Origin of the sequence: Streptomyces sp. NPDC057424, assembly GCF_042803315.1 — a bacterium.
Classification (GTDB): domain Bacteria; phylum Actinomycetota; class Actinomycetes; order Streptomycetales; family Streptomycetaceae; genus Streptomyces.
Window position 1 is genome coordinate 18,319 of the sequence record NZ_JBHVCP010000040.1, and the last position, 18,532, is coordinate 36,850.

Below are 18,532 nucleotides of genomic sequence, written 5' to 3' on the forward strand. Positions count from 1 at the left end.
AGGGGTGCTCGGCGGAGGCTTCCGCGGGGCGTTGCGGTCCTGTCGGGGCTGAGGATGTGGCCGGATGGGTGGGTGCCTGGGCGGGTGCTTCCGCGGGGGGGTGTGCCGGGGTCGGGTGTGGGGGTCCGGCCGGGGCGGGGGGCCGCTGGGCGGAGGCTCCGATGGGGCGGGCTGAGGGCGTGGCCGGGGCGGAGGGGTGCTCGGCGGAGGCTTCCGCGGGGCGTTGCGGTCCTGTCGGGGCTGAGGAAGTGGCCGGACGGGAAGGCGGCTGCGCGGGTGCTGCCGTGGCGGACGGGCGGTTGCCGGTGTTCGTGTCGATCCCCCGGGCGGCCGTCGCAGGGCCGGGGGCGCCAGGGGGCGCGGACGGCACGTCACCGAGCCCGGGTGTGCTTCGGTCGTGTCCCCGCACCGCGTCACGCGGGGCCGCGGTCATGCGCTGTACCGGGACGCCGCCGGACTGGGGCACCGGGGTGCCGGGGTGCGCTGCGGTCGTGCCGGTGGACGGGCGTGCCGACCGCTGCACCGGGATGTCGGGGGAGCTGGATGCCGTGGTGGGGGTGCTGGGTGGTGCCGCCGGGCGGGGCACGTGGTGCGTCGGGGGGTGAGGGGCGTCGGGCGTCGTGGGGGTGCTGGACGGAGGTGCCGGGTCCGGCACCTGGTGTGCCGGGCCCTGAGGGGAGTTGGGTGTCGTGAGGGTGTTGGGCGGAGGTGCAGGGCGGGGCACGTGGTGCGCCGGGCCCTGAGGGGAGCCGGGTGCGGAAGGGGCGCCGGAACGGGGCGCCGAGTGCCCGTCGGGACGGGAGGGCGTGCGGTGCACCGGCGTATGGGAGTCGGGGGGTGCGTTGTGGGGGCCGGCCGGGGTTCCCGGCGCCCGGACCGTTCGCTGGGCCTGCACGGTCTCGGACGCACCGGTGCCGCTCATCCCTGGCGCGGTGCCGGCGGGCCCCGGAGGCGAGGCGGGCACCGGCGTGGTGGTGGGGACCGGGGCTCGACCGCCGTCGGTCGCCGTCGGTGCCACACCTGCCGTGCTGCCCCTGGAGGGCCCGAGGGCGCCACGTGCCGTCGGCAGGGTCCGTCGCTGTACCGGAGGCGCCGTCATCGGCGTCCTCGTCAACGACCCCGGCCGGGACGGCTGGTGCGCCGGTACGGGGGTCACCCGGAGACCGGAGGCGGGCGGCGGGGAAGCGGTTCCGGCCGACGGCACGGGAAGGGTCGAGCCGTCGACTCGGCGACCCGGGCGCGCGGGTGTGGCGGCCGGGGAGCGCGGCGCGGCCGAGGGGGTGCGTGGTGCTGTGGCGGGGGTGGTTCCGCCCGCAGGCGTCGCAGCGACCGTGCGCGGCGGGGCCGACGGCGTGCCGGTCCTGGCCGGGGCCGGGCCCGCCCCGGTCCCCGTGGCAGCGTCACGGCCGGACGCAGCGGCCAGGGGCCTCACCGCACGCACCGCGCCCGGCGACGAGCCCGCGGACGGGGCCGGTGTGACGTCACTGCGCTTCCGCTGCACGGCAGGTCCGAACCCGGTGCCCCGGGGACCAGCCGGCGCCGCGTCCGCCACGGCACCGGCAGCACCGGGCTCACCGGCCACCCCCGGCCCCGTCGGGGCGAGCGTGCGCAGCGGTACCGCCGGCGGCCGCTGTGCCACCGGCTCCGGACCGGCCAACGGCAGTGCACCCGCGCGGCGTTCGAGGCCCGACACCGGCCGGCCGGACGTCGGGCCCGGCACGTCGGCGAGCATGGCGCTGGACCGCCCGTCCAGAACCGCGTGGGGCACCATGCCCACGAACGACGGGTTCTGCCACGTCGGCAGCCGCCCGCCGAATCCCGCGTCCGCGACCCCGGACCGCTGCCCCGGAGCCAGCGCACGCCGGATCGGCGGCAGCTTCGTCCAGGAGGCGGTCACCGCCGGGCGGGCATCCGCCTGGGCGCCGGTGCCCGGTACGTCCGTACCGGCGTCCGCCCGCCCGACGACGCGCGGTTCGCCCGTACCGGCATCGGACCGCGCCTCGGCCTCCGCCCCGCCGTCCGACGACGCCGCACCGGCGGCCACCCCGCCGCCACCGGCGCCGGGGGCGTCCGCCCCGTTCCCGCGCGCCCGCAACCGCCCCAGGAACCCCATCCCTCAGCCCTCCGCCCCGGCACGCGTCACCAAGGACGCGATCTCGTTCGTGAACCGGCGGCGGTCGTGGTGTTCCAGGTCCAGGATCTCGTCCATGCTCCAGTGGAAGTGGTAGGCGACGTACGCGATCTCCTCGTGCAGCCGGTCGGTCGCGTACGTCACGATTCCCCCAGGCGGCTCCCGCCGAGCTCCACCTCGAAGGGCTCCGTGCAGTGGGGGCACCGCACGGCCGCGCGGGTGTGTCCCTCGGCGTTGATCTGGCGGTAGAAGTCCTGCAGGAACGCCAGGTCGGAGGCGAACATGTTCTCCACGATCCCGTCGTGGACCATCGCCAGCGTGCCGAGCCGGGTGATGACCCGGCCCAGCAGGACCACCGACAGGTACGCCGGGTTCTCCTGGACGCGGACGTCCCGCAGCGGGACCAGTTCGTCCCTCGCCGTCGACAGGCGCATGACGCCGTCGCGGTGCACGGTGCCCGCGTCGTCGACGTAGCCGCGCGGCAGCTGGAAGGGGAACTCGGTCCGCAGGTGGTCCTGTCGGAGGGGCGGGGCCTGCGCGGGGACCGCGGAGTCCCGGGCCGACTCCGGCCCCGACTCCGCGGTCCCCGGTGCCTCCGGCGCGGCCCCGCCCGCCCTCGCAGCCGTACGCCGCATTACTCGATGACCAGTTCTTCGAACACGATGGTGACGGTCTCCGTGAGGGCGGCCGCCTCGCCGGCCTTCACCGTGCTCGTGTCGATCTTGCTGCACCAGGCGTTGCGGAGGTTGTACCGCTTCACCGGGTTGTCCTCGAAGTCCATCATGATGATCGAGGCGTTCTTGCGGGCCGTGGCCATCCGGCCGCCGATGGAGTCGTTGATCCACTGGGTGAACGACGCCGACTGGGTCATGCCGCGCACGACGGTGCACTGCCCGTTCTTCTGCACGCCCGGCAGCAGGGCCACTCCGGACCTGCCCTGCGCGGTGTTCTGCTGGTAGGTGATGACGTCCTGTTCGAGGGTGAGGCCGCTGACCTCGGCGAGGTACTCGACCATCACACCGTCGATCTGGAGGCCGAAGTTGTGTGAGGTGAGGGCGTCACCCGGCTGGAGACTCATGTGTGGGATGTCCTTGTGACAGAGGTCGTGAAGGGCTTACGGGGGCGGGGGCCGGGGATCCGGGGCGGGCTACTCCTCCAGCTCCCCGTTGCCGCTGGAGAACTGGGCCAGGCGGAAGATCACGAACTCGGCGGGCTTGACCGGGGCGATGCCGATCTCGCAGACGACCCGGCCGACGTCGACCGACTCGGGCGGGTTGGTCTCCTCGTCGCACTTGACGTAGTACGCCTCCTCGGGCCGCTGCCCGAAGAGCGCCCCGCTGCGCCACTCGTTGACCAGGAACGCCGAGATGTTGCGGCGGATCCGGGCCCACAGGTTGTGGTCGTTCGGCTCGAACACCACCCACTGGGTGCCGATCAGGATCGACTCCTCCAGGTAGTTGAAGTACCGGCGGATGTTCAGGTAGCGCCACGCCGGGTCGGAGGAGAGGGTGCGGGCGCCCCAGACGCGGATGCCACGGCCCGGGAACGCCCGGATGCAGTTGACCCCGATGGGGTTGAGCAGGTCCTGCTCGCCTCGGGTGATCTGGGTCTCCAGGTCCACCGCGCCGCGTACGACCTCGTTGGCGGGCGCCTTGTGCACGCCGCGCTCGGCGTCGCTGCGGGCCCAGATGCCGGCGACGTGACCGCTCGGCGGAACCAGCCGGGCGTGGCCGCCGGCCGGGTCGAAGGTCTTGATCCAGGGGTAGTACAGGGCCGCGTACTTGGAGTCGTAGCCGGCCGTCTCCTGGCGCCAGACGCGGATCTGGCGGGCGTTGAGGCCCGGCGGCGGATCGATCACGGCGACGCGGTCGCCCATCAGCTCGCAGTGCGCGATCAGCCCGAGCTGGACCGCCTTGACGGCCTCCAGGTCGATCGCGCCGCGCTGGTAGGCGGCCATCAGGTCGGGCACGGCGACCATGGAGATCTCGTCCACGGCCTCCAGACCGCCGAAACCCGTGCGGTCGGCGGAGTCGCCGAGGTACTGGGCCGGGCCCGGCTGCGAGGTGTCCGCGGGCTCGGCGGGAGCGGCCGCGGGCGCCGGGGCCGCCAGGGCCACCGTCTGGTTGTCCGGGCGGGCCAGCTGTGCGGCCGGCGCGGCCTCGGTGACGGCGATGAGCTTGGAGCGCTCCTTGACCTGCGTGACGACGTAGTTGCGGCCGCCCTTCTTGGCGGTCACGTCGAACGTCTCGACCGGCTTGCCGTCGTCCTTGACGATCAGCCTGAACCGCTCGGCGGGGCCCTCGCCCTCGGGGTCGGCGACCTCGACGCTCAGGTCGCCCTGCGCCACGGCGGTGACGGTGAACGTGCCGAGCTGCTTCGGCTCGCCCGCGGGCAGAGCGGCCGGGGCGTTCGAGCGGCCGGTCACGGCCGCGGGGCCCTGCTCCGCGTCGGCGGGAGCACCCTCGGGGGAGCCGCCCACGCGGACGACGTACGCGGCCGAACCGCCGTTGTTGAAGAAGCCGTAGACGGAGTGCGCGAGGTAGTACCCGTCGGTGAACTCACCGAAGGCCGCCACGTACTGCGTCCAGTTGGTCACCAGCGTCGGCTCGTTCAGGGGACCGGTCGGGGCGAGCCCCACGAAGGCCGCCACCGACGTTCCCACCCCCTCGATCGGGCGCGAGCCGCTGGCCACCTCCTCGACGTAGACGCCGGGCGACAGGTAGGACGGCATGCTCTGCTCTCCTCGGGGTACGAGTCACGAACACCTCACCCTCGCGCGCGCCCGACCGCCGCCGAAACGGCCTCCGGTGCCTGAGCGGGGGCAATCCCGTTGCCCGCGAGGGCAGGACCGGGGGTGCCCCCGGACCGCCGCACGGCGGCTCTGCCCCCGCGTCTGCCCTCCCGGCCCTCCCGTGCCGCCGCGCGGGCGGGTACAGCTGACGGGTCAGCCGCAGATCATCGAGGGGAACGCCGTGCACGCACACGGAACACGGGGCGGGCGGGCCGCTGACCGGGACGACCGCCGCGCGGACGCCCCCGGCGCGCCGGCCCACCGCCTGCTGGCCCTGCAGCGCTTGGCCGGCAACGCGGCCGTGGCCCGTGCCGTCGAGGAGGAGCGCCACGAGCACGACGGGAACTGCGGACACACACCCTCCGTGCAGCGCCGCGCCCTGGTGCACGACGTGCTGAACACCCCGGGGCAGGGCATGGACTCCGGACTGCGCAGCGAGATGGAAGCCCGGTTCGGCGGCGCCGACTTCAGCGGCGTCCGTGTGCACAAGGGGCCCCTCGCCCAGGAGTCGGCGGCCGAGCTGGGCGCGAAGGCGTACACCTCCGGCGCCCATATCGTCGAGGGCGCGCCGCTGACCAAGGAGGACTGGGCGCACGAACTCACCCACTACCAGGACCAGATGACCGGCCCCGTACCCGGCACGGACAACGGCGCGGGAGTGCGGGTCTCCCAGGAGGACGACTCGGGCGAACGGCACGCGGTGGAGAACGCCCGGCGGGTGATGAACGGGCCGGTGCCGGCCGGCCGGGGCACCCCGGACGAGAGCACCGGCACGCCGGCCGGCGGCGCACCGGAGGCGGGGACGGTGCAGCGCACGGTGTGGACGTTCGATCCGGGCGCCAGCGTCCAGGACGAGCGTGAACGTCCCCACTACCGGTGGCGCGGCGACGACGGCTCCGATGCCCTCAAGACCTCCGGCGACCTGGGCCTGGACCCCGGGCGCAAGCCCCGCCCGGGTGACCGCTACGACGACGAGACCGAGCAGCTCCACAGCAGTGAGAACGTCGAGTTCTCCACGAAGGGCCACATCCCGGAGCGGGATCTCGCGCGTCTCACCACGGGGACCAGCCGCGCGGTCGCCGAGGCCAAACACCGCATCGCCTCGGCGCTCCAGCTGCTGAAGGCGGCCGACGGCACCCCCGGCGGCCCGCTGCTGGCCGCCCTCCAGTCGGGATTCCCCCTGTTCCGGGCCGTGCCGCCCCAGCAGCTCGGGGCCTTCCTGCCGCACATCACCGAGGTCGTCCAGCGCATCCAGGCCGGGCTGAACGCGCAGGGCGCGAAGATCGCCCTGGTCGGCACCGGGGTGCCCGGCGTGCCGGGCAACGCCACCGCCTGGGTCGACGGGAACCTGTCGGAGAACCTGGCGGGTCTGTTCCACCTCGGCCATCGGAAGACCAGCGAGGAACTCCCGCCGATGGTGGAGCGCTCCGGCCCCATCAACCTGCTGGAGCGCGGGCAGAACGCCTGGTACATCGTCCATGAGGCCACCCACCGGTTCGCCGGCACCCTCGACTTCCAGTACAGCCCGTACTTCGAGGAGGTGAAGGAGGACGACTTCCTGGCCGCGGCGGACCCGGAAGTGACGGCGGCGATGGAGCCCTCGACGCTCGACCGGCGCAAGGTGCGCGACCCGAAGGAGTTCACCGGCAAGGACGAGCAGACGTTCCGGCCCAAGCAGGCCAACTGGTACGCCCTGGGCCGCCGCGCCCTCATGAACGCCGACTCCTACGCCCAGTTCATCCTGACGGCGACCGGGGCTCAGACGCCCCGGACCTGAAGGCCCCGCCGCGTGGCCCGTTCGGTCATGTCATCGTGCCCTCGCGCTTCCTGACGCGCCGTCGGGTCCCGGCTAGCGTCGCGACCGTGAGCCTGTGGACTTCCCTGGAACCCGCGTCCGCGACCGTCGACCCGGGCAGCGTGACGCGCGTCCGGCTGCGCCTGCGCAACACCGGCGACGTCGTCGACGAGTACCGCTTCGAACCGGTCGGACCCGTCGCCCCCTGGACGACGGTCGAACCGGCGGCCCTGCGCCTCTACCCCGGCACGACCGGCACGGTGGAGCTGACGTTCGCGCCGCCGCGGACGCCCGACGCCGCGGCGGGGCCCAACCCGTACGCGGTGCGCATCACGCCGACCGAGCACCCCGAGGCGACCACGGTCCCCGAGGGGAACCTGACCATCACCCCGTTCACGGAGGTGCGGGCGGAACTGGTGCCGCCCACGGTCAAGGGGCGTCTGCGGGGGCGGCCCCGGCTCGCGGTCGACAACGTGGGCAACACCCGACTCACCGCGTCCCTCGGCGGCAGCGACAACGGCGACGAGCTGTCGTACGACCTCAACCCGGGCAACGTCCAGATCGAGCCGGGCCGGGCCGCCTTCGTCAAGGCCACGCTCAAGCCCAAGAACATCATCTGGTTCGGGTCGAAGGAGCAGCGGCCCTACACCCTCACGGTGCAGCGCTCGGGCGCCGAACCGCTGCCCGTGGAGGGGACGTTCGTCCAGCGCGGGTTCCTGCCGCGCTGGCTGGCGACCTGCTTCGGGATCCTGTTCGCCCTCGCGTTCACCTTCCTCATGCTGTGGATCACCTACAAGCCCGCGGTCGCCAGCAAGGCCGGCCCCGGGGCCGCCGTGGAGGCAGGCAGCACGCTCGCTCCCTCACCGACCCCCACCCCGGCCCTCACCTCGGCCCCGCCGCCACCGTCGCCGACCCCGCAGCAGCCGGAGGGCGGCAACGGAAGCGGAGGCGGTGGCGGTGGCGGAGGCGGGGGTGCGCCCAAGCAGACCAGGAAGCCCCCCAAGCCCGTGGTGCCGGCGGAGAACATCCTGCTGCGCAACCCCACCACCAGGAAGTGCGCGAGCCTGCCGGGCACCGGCAAGGGCAAGATCGACGGCCGCGTGCAGCAGTTCGCGTGCAACGAGTCCCCGCAGAGCAACCAGCGGTGGAACCTCGAGGTGACGTACCCGGACAAGGGGCCGGGCGGCCAGGCGCTGTTCCTGATCCGCAACGTCAAGGACCAGCTGTGCGTGGACCTGCCGTACTACGGAGCCGCCGCCGTGCGGTCCCCGATCACCGAGTACACCTGTGACGGCACGACCCGCGACAACCAGCTGTGGTGGCTCGACAAGCAGCCGAGCGGCTCCTACTGGATCCGCAACTTCGCCAGCAACAACAAGTGCCTGGACGTGGCCGGCTACAGCACCGGGGGTGACGGCACCAACCTGACCCTCTTCGACTGCTCCAACACGGATGACCAGGAGTGGGACATCATCAAGCCGTCGGAGGGCTGAGGCCGAGGCCGCTACCAGGTGCCTTCCCCCGGAACCAGGCGGCCGGCCTTGCGGTACTCGCGGCGGGCGCCCTCCAGGAGGTCGCCCGCCGTGACCCGGTCCCCCCGCCCGGCGGCCAGGTACGCGGCGGTCACCACGGCGCTGCGGATGGAGCCGCCCGCCAGCTCGAAGTCCTCGGCCACCGCGCTCGGTTCGATGCCGTCAGCGCCCGGCACGTGCGACAGGCTGTGCCGCCACAGCGCGAGGCGCTGCCCCGCGTCCGGGAACGGGAAGTCGACCACCAGGTCCAGGCGCCGGGTGAACGCCTCGTCGATGTTGGCGCGCAGGTTGGTGGTGAGCAGCGCGATGCCGTCGAAGGACTCCAGCCGCTGGAGCAGGTAGGAGCTCTCCAGGTTGGCGTACCGGTCGTGCGCGCCCTTCACCTCGGACCGCTTGCCGAAGACGGCGTCGGCCTCGTCGAAGAGGAGCACCGCGTCGGTGCGGTCTGCCTCGGTGAAGATGCGTTCGAGGTTCTTCTCGGTTTCGCCGACGTACTTGTCGACCACGGACGACAGCTGGACGACGTACAGGTCGAGTCCGAGATCGGCCGCCACCACCTCCGCCGAGAGTGTCTTGCCGGTGCCGGAGTCGCCCGCGAACAGGCCGAGGACACCCCGGCCACGGCCACCGCCCGCGCTGAGCCGCCAGTCGCCGAGGACCCGGTCGCGGTGGCGGGCGCGCAAGGAGAGTTCCCGCAGCTGGGCCAGGGGCCCTTCGGGCAGGACGAGGTCCCGCCAGTCGACGGCCGGCCGGATCCGCCGGGCGTGCTGCTCCAGCCCGGAGGCGGACTGCCGACGGGCGGCGAGGCGCAGATGGGCGGGGGAGAGCGGGGCGCCCTCGAACGCGGCGAGGTCCCGGGCCGCGCGGGCGGCACGGGTGATGTGGTCACCGGCGAGGCGGTACGGGGCGACGGTCTCGGCCAGGTCGAAGTCCGGTTCCCCGCCGAGGGCGGCCGACCAGGCCTGCACCACGCCCGCACGCTGCGGGGGAGCGTCCAGGACCAGCGGCTCCTCGTCGCACCACTGGGGGTCGTACGCGCCCGTCCCGGTGACCAGCACGGGCACGTCGTCCGCCGCGGTCAACTGCCGCAACAGTGGCCCAGGTTGCTCCGGCAGCCCGGTGACGACGACCGCGAGGCCGCTCAGCCGGGCCTCGCGCAGCAGATCGGGAACCCGGTCCCCGGGGCCCGAGAACCGTACGGCGGTGACGCCGGCGGCCCGCAGGGCGGTGGTGACGCCGGGGAGTCCGTCGCCCTCGCGCCGCTCCCGGACGTACACGGTGAGGGGCGCACCGGCGGTGAGGCGAGCGGCCAGCAGGCCGGTGAAGCGGGTGAACTCCTCGTCGTCGCCGGGGACGGTGTGCGGCAGCGGATGCAGGTGCCCGGCGAGTGCCGCGTCCGGGGTGTCGTCGCCGAGGAGATGCGCCACGAGCCGGTCCGGCACCCGCAACGAGCGGCTGAGGAAGGGCCGTTCGGGCTCCTCCACCGCGAGCAGCCCGAGCGCGGTCAGCGGGGCCGTGGGACGCAGCCGGGCCCGCGCTCCGGCCAGGTGGACGGGGACGCCGCACAGGTCGAGGGCGAGGGCCACGGTGGCCCGCCGCCTGCTGACGTCGTCGTTGAGGTAGCCGTACAGCGGCTCGAAACCGCGGTCCAGGTCCGGGGCGAGCGCGATGAGGAGCAGCGCGCTGTCGAGTTCGGTCAGGCCGAGCCGGGCGGACAGCTCGGCCAGCCGGTCTCCGGGCGGCCCGTCCGGGGCGGGGCAGGTGAGCGGGAACGGCTCGGCCGGGCGCAGAAGATGCCGTACGGCCTCGTCCGACAGGTACAGGCCGCGCAGCGGGTCGCCGGCCGTGGGGTCGCCGGCCGACCGGTGCTCGACCAGCAGGGCGGCCTGGTGCCGCAGCTCGGCGAGGCGGGCGAGGAGCGCGGTGGCGGGGGCCGCCTCGGAGGTCTGTGCGGTCACGTCGCCGGCTTCCGTCCCCGTCCCGCGATGCGCCGGGCTCTCCTGCGGGCCTCCTCGGCCGCCGCCACCTGCCGCGGACTGTGGGCGCGTTCCTCCGCGCCGGGCGGCGTGCCGTCCAGGGCACTCACCCGTACCGCGGCGCCCTCGGTGACGGGCGGCCCGGCCTCGTACTCGGGGTAGGCCGGGAAGGGCGCGGTGATCACGAGGTCCAGGGACGGCTTGAGTTCGCCGCCGAGCGCGGACCAGATCTCGGCGAGGGAACGCGACTCGGTCTGGATGCCGGCCACCGACACCGGGATCGTCATGCCCAGCGCGGCGAGGGAACGGGGGAGTTCGGAGGGCGGCAGCAATTCGCGCGGGATCAGCGTGGCCAGCACGGCGGACAACAGCCGGTGCTCGTCCTGGGGTTGCTTCGTCCACGCCGTCACCAGGTACGACAGCCGGAACCAGCGCGGGGGCTGACGGCGCTTGACGATGATGTCCCGGTCGTCCCGGACCGGGAGCTGCCCCCGCTGGCGGCGGGCGACGTCCTCCCGGATGTCGTAGAGATACGCGTTGACGGTGGGCGCGTTGCGGCGGGCGGCCCAGTCGCGGGTCGGGGCGTCGAGGGCGATGTCGATGCCGGAGCCGGCCAGCGCGCCGCCGCCGAGCAGGCCCTTGAGGACCTCGTCCACTTCGTGGATCACCGCTGCGCTCCCGCTTCCGCCCCGCTCGTCCCGCGTATCACCTGCCGCCCTTTCGATCCTGCCCTCCGAGGTGCCCGGGCCCGCAGGGACGCCGGGGACGGCGGCGGGGCAGAAATCCCTGCCCGCGGGGGCGATTTCGGATGCCCGTTCGGTCAGATGTAGCCTTCCCGCAGGGCATGCGCCACGGCGTGCGCCCGGTTGCGCAGGTGCAGTCGGGTGGTCAGCCCGTGCATCACGTTCTTGACGGTGCGTTCGGAGTAGGACAGCTTGCTGGCGATCTCACCGGTGTCGAACCCCTCGGCGACCAGGCGCAGCACGTCCACCTCGCGCGGTGTCATCCCCGAGGCCGGTGCGCCGGAACGGCCTGCGGCGCTGCGGTGCAGGGTGCCCACCTGGTTGATGAGCCGGCCCAGCAGGTCGGCGGGCAGGTCGCCGTCGCCGCGGGCGGCCGCGAGCACGGCCTGCACCAGCCGCGTCGCCGTGGCCTCCCGCCGCCACACGATGGCACCGACCCCGCACTCGATCACGTCGAGGAGCTCCGTCTCCCGCAGGGCACCCACGACGAGCACCGCCCGGGCGCCCTCGCTGCGCACGAGCCGGCGCAGCCGGGTCAGCGCCGAGTCGTCCAGCACGTCGTCGATGAGCAGGGCCACCGTGCCGGGACCGGAACCGGTCTCCTCCCGCAGGTCGATCTCCGGGAACCGGCGCAGCTGGCTGACGGCCCCCTCGCGTGAGATCGGGTCTGCGGCGTGCACCGCCACAGGTATCCGGGCCGCGGAGCCGGCCGAGCCGGGGTGTGTGGTCCGCGATGAGCTGAGCAACCGTTTCCCCTATGTCCGCGTGCGCGCCACCTTCGTGGGGTCGGTGGCTGATGTGCACTCATCAGCCTTCTGGGACGAGTGGGCTGAGCGCAATCGTGGAGAACCACGAGAGGGACCACGAGATCGGGGAACGAACCGGTCCGTCAACAGCCCCGCACGGGGCAGGACATGACGGCCCGTCCGGTCGTGCCCGGGCCGGATTCCGCCGCCGTGGCCCTTGTCACGGCACCGGCCCCACGCACCGGCCGTCCTCGTCGGGGGAAGGCGCCACGTCCGACCAAGGAGGCAGGAATGCCCGATCCGCAGCGCGAGCAGCCCCAGCCCGGGCGGTTACGGTCCGGCCTGCCCGGCGAACACCGGGAAGCCGCCGCCCTGCTGGCCGCCGGCATCGCCCGCGCACGGTCCGGAACGGGCGGCGTCGTACTGCTGCGCGGCGCGACCGGAACCGGCCGGACCAGTGTTCTGGAAGCCGCCGTCGAGGCCGCCGCCGCCCAGGGCATGCGGGTGCTGCGCGCACGCTGCGCACCGGGCTACGCGGCCGGGCCCTTCGCCGCGGTCCTGCAACTTCTCGATCCGGTCGTCGCGTTGGAGAGGCCCGACCCGGCGGGTGACGAACGGGAACAGGCCGCACTGCTCTGGCGGATCCTGCACGCGCACGCCAGTGCCTCCCCGATGCTGCTCGCCGTGGACGACGTCCACCTGGCCGACGGGCCCTCCTACCGCTGGCTCGTCGAGGCGGCCCGGCACGTGGGCCGATTACCCCTGCCGGTCCTGCTGGCCGTCACCGAGCGCAGCCAGTACGACATCGAACCGCCCGCCCCCGGCTTCACCCACACCCTCTCGCCCGCCCTCGTCACCACCCACACGCTCGTCCCTCTCACTCCGTCCTCGGCGGCGCGGCTGGTGCGTGCGGAGCACCCGGACGCTCCCGCCGAGTGGATCGGGACCTGCGCCCGGGCCGGGGCGGGCAGCCCCCTGCTGCTGCGAGCGCTCCTGGACGACCTCGGGGCTGTGCTTCCTCGCCGGTGCGCGGGGCGTGCCCCGGCGGACGCGGAGGGCACGCGGGGTTACGCCCCGGCCGACGAGCCGAGCACCCTCTCCCACCTCCCGGCCGGCGATCCCCGTACCCCCTCCCGCCTGCCGGCAGGCGACCTCCTTACCCCCGGCCCCGGCCCTGCCCCCTGTTACCCACCCGTCCCCGAGACCTCCGCCGCCCTCTACCCCGGTTCCTACCCGGCCGCCGTGCACTGGTGGCTGGACAGTGCCGGTCCTGCCACGGCCGAGGTCGCGCGGGTGCTCGCCGTGCTCGAAGAGGGCGACGGCGCGGTGGGACGGGCCACCGGCGACCCCGGCGGGCCCCCGGCCGGGCTGCTCGCCGGGGTCGCCGGGGCCGATCCGGCCCGGGTGGCGGGCTGGCTCACGGCCATGACCGGGCTCGGTGTCCTGCGCCCCGGCCCGGACGGCCACCCCCGCTACGCCCATCCGCTGCTGCGGGACGCCGTCCTCACGGGCGTTCCCGAAGCCCGGCGGCGCGCGGTGCACCGGGCCGCCGCCGCGGCGCTGCTGCACCGCGGCGCTCCCACCGGGACGGTGGCCCGGCAGCTGCTGCTGTCCGGCCCTGTGGGCGCCCCCTGGGCCCCGGCCGTGCTGCGGGACGCCGCCGCTCTCGCGCTGCGCGAGGCCCGCTCCGACCAGGCCGTGATGTTCCTGCGCAGGGCCCTGGAGGAGCCGCTCCCCGAGGACCACCGGCAGCGGATCCTGACCGAGCTGGGTTCCCTGGAGTGCGCGGGGCGGGAACCCTCGGCCGGGATGAGCCGGCTCACCGAGGCGCTGCGGTTGCACGGCACGCCGCAGGACCGGGTGCGTGCCGCCGTCGCCCTCGGCACCGCGTTGGCCGGGCGGGGCCGGACCCGGGCCGCCGTGGAGGTGCTGCGCACGGTGGACGGCCAGCTCTCCGGGCACCCCGACCTGGGAGCCGCGCTGCAGACCGCGTCCGCCCTGCTGTCCGACCAGGACCAGACGGTCCGCCAGGACGTGTACCGCTGCCTGAGCGACACCGCCGAGCGCTCACCGGAACTCGTCGGCCCCGCGGCCCGGGCACTGCTCGTGCGGTACGCGGCCACGGCCGCACTGACCTCGGCGCAGGACGCGATGCGGCAGGTGCGGGCCCTGCTCGCCGAGCCCGCCCACCCGCTGACCGAGCCGTTCCTGCTGGGGACGGCCGCCGCGGTCGCCCAGTGGGCCGACGAACTCGACGAGGCCGACCGCCTCGTGGACCGCGGACTGGCCGGCCAGCGCCCCGACCTGCTGCACCCGATGCACGCGGCCCTGCTCAACACCCGGGCCGACCTCGCCGCCGCGCGCGGTGAGTACGCGCAGCTGCCGGCCGAACGACCCGCGCCCGCCCACGGGCCCTCCAACGTGCATGCCGTCACGCTGATCGCCCTCGTGGAGACCGGACGTACTCAGGAGGCGCGCCGTCTCGCCGACGGTTTCGACCTGCGCGAGGCGCCCGACAGCTGGGAGCTGAACCGGTTCCTGTACGCCCGGGGCACGCAGCGGGCCGCGGCGGGCGACACGGCCGGGGCGCTGCACGACTTCCTGGAGTGTGGCCGCCGCCAGACGGCCCGTGACGTGGTCAGCCCGGTCGTCACCCCGTGGCGTTCCGCCGCCGCCGAGTGCCGGCTGGCCCTCGGCAGCCCCCGGGAGGCGCTCACGCTGGCCGAGGAGGAGCTGCGCCTGGCCCGGGTGTGGGGCACACCCCGCACGGTCGGCCGCGCCCTCAGGGTCCTCGGCACGGTCACCGGCGGCCGCCGGGGCCTGCTCCTGGCCGACGAGGCCGTACAGCTCCTCACGGACGCGCCGCCCGCAGCGCAGGGGGAGCTGGTCTCCGCGCTGCTCGCGCAGGGCCGGCAGCTGACCGCCGCCGGGGAACGCGCCCGGGCCCGGGAGTGCCTGCGGACGGCGGCACAGCGTGCCGAACGCCTGGGCGCGGTCCGGCTGCGGACGCTCGCGGAGGAGGCCCTGCGCGAAGGCGGGGCCCGCCGCCCCGCCACCGCCCGCACCGGCTCCGGCTCCCTCACCGGAAGTGAGCTGCGCATCGCGCGCCTGGCCGCCGACGGGCGGACGAACACGGAGATCGCCGGCCTCCTCCACCTCGCCCGGCGCACGGTGGAAACCCATCTGACCAGCACGTACAGGAAGCTGGGCATCCGGCGGCGGGCCGAGCTCCGGCAGGCGCTGAACGGGGACTGACGGCTCGCGCCCGGACGTGTTCTCAGAGCGCCGGACGCAAAAAGTGTTATCGCCCGCCCTTCACGCCGTCCCCACTTTGTGATCCCCGCCATGGCGGGGACCCCGGGAGCGGCTGAGAGGGTGCGTGCGGAACATCAGTGAACCCAGGCGTCGAGAGGCCACCGTGGACAGTCAGCACTGGCACGCCGTCATCACGGCGGCGCAGGCCGGCGACCGGCGGGCGCTGGACGAGCTGGTCGCGGCCTGGCTGCCGCTGGTCTACAACATCGTGGGCCGGGCCCTGAACGGGCACGCCGACGTCGACGACGTCGTGCAGGAGACCATGCTGCGCGCGGTCGGCAACCTCGGCTCGCTGCGCGACCCGGACAGCTTCCGGTCCTGGCTGGTGGCGATCGCCATGCGGCAGGTCCGCGACCGGGCCCGGCGCAGCACCCCGGACCGGCTGGAGGAGGCGGCGGCCTCCGACTTCGCCGAACTGACCGTGCTGCGGCTCCAGCTGGAGGGGCAGCGGCGCGAGGTCGCCGAGGCGGTGCGGTGGCTCGACGACGAGGACCGGCAGCTGTTGTCGCTGTGGTGGCTGGAGGTCGCGGGTGACCTGACCCGGCGTGAACTGGCCGCCGCCGTGGGCATCACCCGGCAGCACGCCGCGGTGCGCGTCCAGCGGATGAAGGAGCGCCTGGAGACCTCGCGCGGCATCGTCCGTGCTCTGGACGGTGCCTGCCCCGGCCTGCGCGAACTGACCGGCCGCTGGAACGGCCGGCCCGACTCGGTGTGGCGCAAGCGGCTGGCCCGGCACGTCCGCGGCTGCGGCTACTGCGGCGGCACCCGCGAGGCCGTCGTCCCGGCCGAACGCCTCCTGGCCGGCATCGCCCTCGTCCCGCTGCCCGCCGGGTTCACCCTGTCGCTCGCCTTCGGCGGCAAGACCGCGGCGGCCGCCACCTCGGCCGGCTGGTCCGCCAAGCTGCTCGGCGCGCTCACCAAGCCGGCCGTCGCGATGACGGCGGGCGCGACGATCGTCGCGGGCGGCGCCTACGTCGTCACCCAGCCGCCGGACGCCCCGCCGCCCCGGGCCGCGGTCAAGCCCACGGCGACGGCCACGTCCGAACCGCCGCCTTCCGCCGGCCCCACCTCCACGCCCACCTCCACGCCCACTTCCACGCCCACTTCCACGCCCTCCCCGTCGGCGAAGAGGAAGACCGACCCGTACGGCACGGTCGTCGACGCCGTCGACCGCGCCCCCGACCCGGACGCCCGGCCCGCCGCCCTGCCCCGACGCCCCGAGTCCGGCATCACCAGCACCGGCGGCCCGAGGGCCGTCATGCAGCACCGTGGCGACAGTGTGACGCTGAGCGGTCAGGGCTATGTCCTGGTCCGCTGGCAGATCTCGCCGCACGCCCGGCCCGGCGCGGTGGTCATGCCGACCTGGACCGGCCTGAAGGGCAAGCTGTTCCACGTGGCCTCCGGCGGCTCGCGCCGCATGGACGACCCGCTGCCCGGCGCCCCGAACGGCTACGTCACCGGCATGGGCGGCCCGGACATCGGCTACGCGGTCCTCCCGCCCGGCACCCAGCAGATGTGGCAGAACGAGTTCTTCTACCTCGACGGCACCGTCACCCTCAACCAGAACGAACGGGGCTGCGACTACGGGATCGCCGTCTCCCCGTCGAACCGGGACGCGGTGGTGAAGGACGTCGACGAGGGCCCCGTCGACGGCGCCCTCCGCTACGGGCTCGTCCGCGACACCGGCACGGACAGCGCGCCGGTGCCGCAGTACGTCACGCGCTCGGCCCCGGCCGATCCGGCGACGGTGCCGCAGCGCTCGCGCGTGTAGCGCACAGCACGTCGACGCGGTTCGTCGTGATGGAGTCCACGCCCGCCTGCAGCAGCCGCCGCATGGAGCGGCGGGTGTCGGGGGTCCACACGGACAGCAGGTGGCCGTCGCGGTGCACGCGCTCGGCGAGAGGGCGGTCCACCAGGGAGAAGCGGTAGTTGAGCCAGCGCGGGCGGATCGCCTCCAGCAGGACGGGCCGGGGCGGGGCCAGCGTCGTCCAGGTCAGGGCGATCTCGGCGGCGGAATGCGCCGCGCGCACGGCGAGCATGGCGTCGGCGCCCGCACAGTAGTAGACGCGGTCCGCCGCCCCCGACTCCTCCACCACGCCCATGATCCGGCGCACCGCCCGCACGTCGGGCGACCCGGGCAGGTCGATCATCACCCGGTGCCCGTCGGTCGCGCTCAGCGCCTCGGCCAGAGGGGGCACCCCGCCGCCGGTCAGCCCCCTCACCTCCGCGAAGGACAGCGCGAGGACCGGCCGTTCGTGCTCCCAGAGCCGTTTCAGCGTGGCGTCGTGCAGCAGCACCGGCACGCCGTCCCGGGTGAGCCGTACGTCGATCTCCACCGCGTCCGCGCCCCGGCGCAGGGCGGAACGCAGCGAGGCGACGGTGTTCTCGCGGACGCGGTAGGGGTCGCCCCGGTGGGCCACGGCGACCGGGGCGGGCGTCACCGGGTGACCCGCCGCGCGGTGTACGTGTCGATCTCGTCCGCGATCCGGGCCTTGCCCGCCGCGTCCAGGAAGGACGCCTCGACGGCGTTCTTCGCCAGCTCGGCCAGACCCCGCTCGTCGAGGTCGAGCAGCCGGGCGGCGACCGCGTACTCGTTGGCGAGGTCGGTGCCGAACATCGGCGGGTCGTCGGAGTTGACGGTGACGAGGACCCCGGCCCGCACGAACTCCTTGATCGGGTGCTCGTCGAGGGTGCGCACCGCGCGGGTGGCGATGTTCGAGGTCGGGCACACCTCCAGCGGGATCCGGTGCTCGGCGAGGTGCGCGAGCAGCTCCGGGTCCTGCGCGGAGCTGGTGCCGTGCCCGACGCGCTCGGCCCGCAGGTGGGTCAGCGCGTCCCACACCGTCTGCGGCCCGGTCGTCTCGCCGGCGTGCGGTACGGAGTGCAGCCCGGCGGCGATCGCACGGTCGAAGTGCGGCTTGAACTGCGGCCGCTCCACGCCGACCTCGGGCCCGCCGAGACCGAAGGAGACCAGGCCCTCCGGGCGCAGCCGGTCGTCGGTGGCGAGCCGGGTCGTCTCCTCGGCGGCCTCCAGGCCCGCCTCGCCGGGGATGTCGAAGCACCAGCGCAGCACGGTCCCGAACTCGGCCTCGGCGGCCTTGCGGGCGTCCTCGATCGCGTCCATGAAGGCCCGTTCGTCGATGCCGCGGCGGGTGGACGAGAAGGGGGTGATGGTCAGCTCGGCGTACCGCACCTGCTGCCGGGCCAGGTCCCGGGCCACCTCGTACGTCAGCAGCCGGACGTCCTCGGGGGTGCGGATCAGGTCGACGACCGACAGGTACACGTCGATGAAGTGCGCGAAGTCGGTGAACGTGAAGTAGTCGGCCAGCGCCTCTGGGTCGGTCGGCACCTTCGAGTCGGGGTGCCGCGCGGCCAGTTCGGAGACGATCCGGGGGGAGGCGGATCCCACGTGGTGCACATGCAGTTCGGCCTTGGGCAGTCCTGCGATGAACGCCGTGAGGTCGCGCGGGGCGCGGGCGTCGACGAGATGCTGGGTCAAGGTT

At 74.5% G+C, this 18,532-nt stretch carries 13 protein-coding genes; 4 read left to right on the top strand and 9 right to left on the bottom strand.

What is annotated here, in order from left to right:
* Positions 1–2,116: 2,116 nt before the first annotated feature.
* From ACFU3E_RS26920 to ACFU3E_RS26935, 4 genes are all read right to left on the bottom strand, one after another.
* Complete coding sequence (locus ACFU3E_RS26920) at positions 2,117–2,275, bottom strand: DUF6760 family protein (protein ID WP_384163339.1); 159 nt, start codon at positions 2,273–2,275, stop codon at positions 2,117–2,119.
* Positions 2,272–2,766, bottom strand: a complete 495-nt coding sequence (locus tag ACFU3E_RS26925) for a hypothetical protein (protein ID WP_384163342.1) — start codon at positions 2,764–2,766, stop codon at positions 2,272–2,274. The genes ACFU3E_RS26920 and ACFU3E_RS26925 overlap by 4 nt, the downstream gene beginning before the upstream one ends.
* On the bottom strand, positions 2,766–3,209 hold the full coding sequence (locus ACFU3E_RS26930) for a phage tail protein (RefSeq protein ID WP_384163346.1): 444 nt from the start codon (positions 3,207–3,209) through the stop codon (positions 2,766–2,768). Before ACFU3E_RS26930 ends, ACFU3E_RS26925 begins: the two co-directional genes overlap by 1 nt.
* Positions 3,210–3,278: 69 nt before the next feature.
* Positions 3,279–4,862, bottom strand: coding sequence for a phage tail sheath family protein (locus ACFU3E_RS26935; RefSeq protein ID WP_384163349.1), 1,584 nt, complete (start codon positions 4,860–4,862; stop codon positions 3,279–3,281).
* Between the two features lie 241 nt (positions 4,863–5,103).
* Here ACFU3E_RS26935 and ACFU3E_RS26940 point away from each other — a divergent pair, with 241 nt between their 5' ends.
* Both ACFU3E_RS26940 and ACFU3E_RS26945 read left to right on the top strand, forming a co-directional pair.
* The gene (locus ACFU3E_RS26940; protein WP_384163354.1) at positions 5,104–6,699 is read left to right on the top strand and encodes a DUF4157 domain-containing protein; all 1,596 of its coding nucleotides are present in this window, start codon (positions 5,104–5,106) and stop codon (positions 6,697–6,699) included.
* An 86-nt stretch (positions 6,700–6,785) separates the two neighbouring features.
* Positions 6,786–8,210, top strand: a complete 1,425-nt coding sequence (locus ACFU3E_RS26945; RefSeq protein ID WP_384163357.1) for an RICIN domain-containing protein — start codon at positions 6,786–6,788, stop codon at positions 8,208–8,210.
* 11 nt (positions 8,211–8,221) lie between these two features.
* On the opposite strand, the gene ACFU3E_RS26950 is transcribed toward ACFU3E_RS26945, so the two are convergent.
* From ACFU3E_RS26950 to ACFU3E_RS26960, 3 genes are all read right to left on the bottom strand, one after another.
* Positions 8,222–10,207 carry an ATP-binding protein gene (locus ACFU3E_RS26950; protein ID WP_384163360.1) on the bottom strand — a complete coding sequence of 662 codons (1,986 nt, stop codon included), beginning with the start codon at positions 10,205–10,207 and terminating at the stop codon, positions 8,222–8,224.
* Entirely contained in the window at positions 10,204–10,893 is a 690-nt protein-coding gene (locus ACFU3E_RS26955) for a DUF4255 domain-containing protein (protein ID WP_384163363.1), read from the bottom strand. The genes ACFU3E_RS26950 and ACFU3E_RS26955 overlap by 4 nt, the downstream gene beginning before the upstream one ends.
* A 152-nt stretch (positions 10,894–11,045) precedes the next feature.
* Positions 11,046–11,714, bottom strand: a complete 669-nt coding sequence (locus tag ACFU3E_RS26960) for a LuxR C-terminal-related transcriptional regulator (protein ID WP_384163366.1) — start codon at positions 11,712–11,714, stop codon at positions 11,046–11,048.
* A gap of 291 nt (positions 11,715–12,005) precedes the next feature.
* On the opposite strand from ACFU3E_RS26960, the gene ACFU3E_RS26965 reads away from it, so the two are divergent.
* Both ACFU3E_RS26965 and ACFU3E_RS26970 read left to right on the top strand, forming a co-directional pair.
* Positions 12,006–14,969 carry a LuxR C-terminal-related transcriptional regulator gene (locus ACFU3E_RS26965; protein ID WP_384163369.1) on the top strand — a complete coding sequence of 988 codons (2,964 nt, stop codon included), beginning with the start codon at positions 12,006–12,008 and terminating at the stop codon, positions 14,967–14,969.
* A 163-nt stretch (positions 14,970–15,132) separates the two neighbouring features.
* Positions 15,133–16,800, top strand: coding sequence for an RNA polymerase sigma factor (locus ACFU3E_RS26970; RefSeq protein WP_384163372.1), 1,668 nt, complete (start codon positions 15,133–15,135; stop codon positions 16,798–16,800).
* Here the strand turns inward: ACFU3E_RS26970 and ACFU3E_RS26975 are convergent.
* Both ACFU3E_RS26975 and ACFU3E_RS26980 read right to left on the bottom strand, forming a co-directional pair.
* The gene (locus tag ACFU3E_RS26975; protein WP_384163375.1) at positions 16,745–17,470 is read right to left on the bottom strand and encodes a glycerophosphodiester phosphodiesterase; all 726 of its coding nucleotides are present in this window, start codon (positions 17,468–17,470) and stop codon (positions 16,745–16,747) included. The genes ACFU3E_RS26970 and ACFU3E_RS26975 overlap by 56 nt on opposite strands.
* Positions 17,467–18,528: an adenosine deaminase gene (locus tag ACFU3E_RS26980; RefSeq protein WP_384163379.1), complete on the bottom strand. Its 1,062-nt coding sequence runs from the start codon at positions 18,526–18,528 to the stop codon at positions 17,467–17,469. The genes ACFU3E_RS26975 and ACFU3E_RS26980 overlap by 4 nt, the downstream gene beginning before the upstream one ends.
* Between the last annotated feature and the right edge of the window lie 4 nt (positions 18,529–18,532).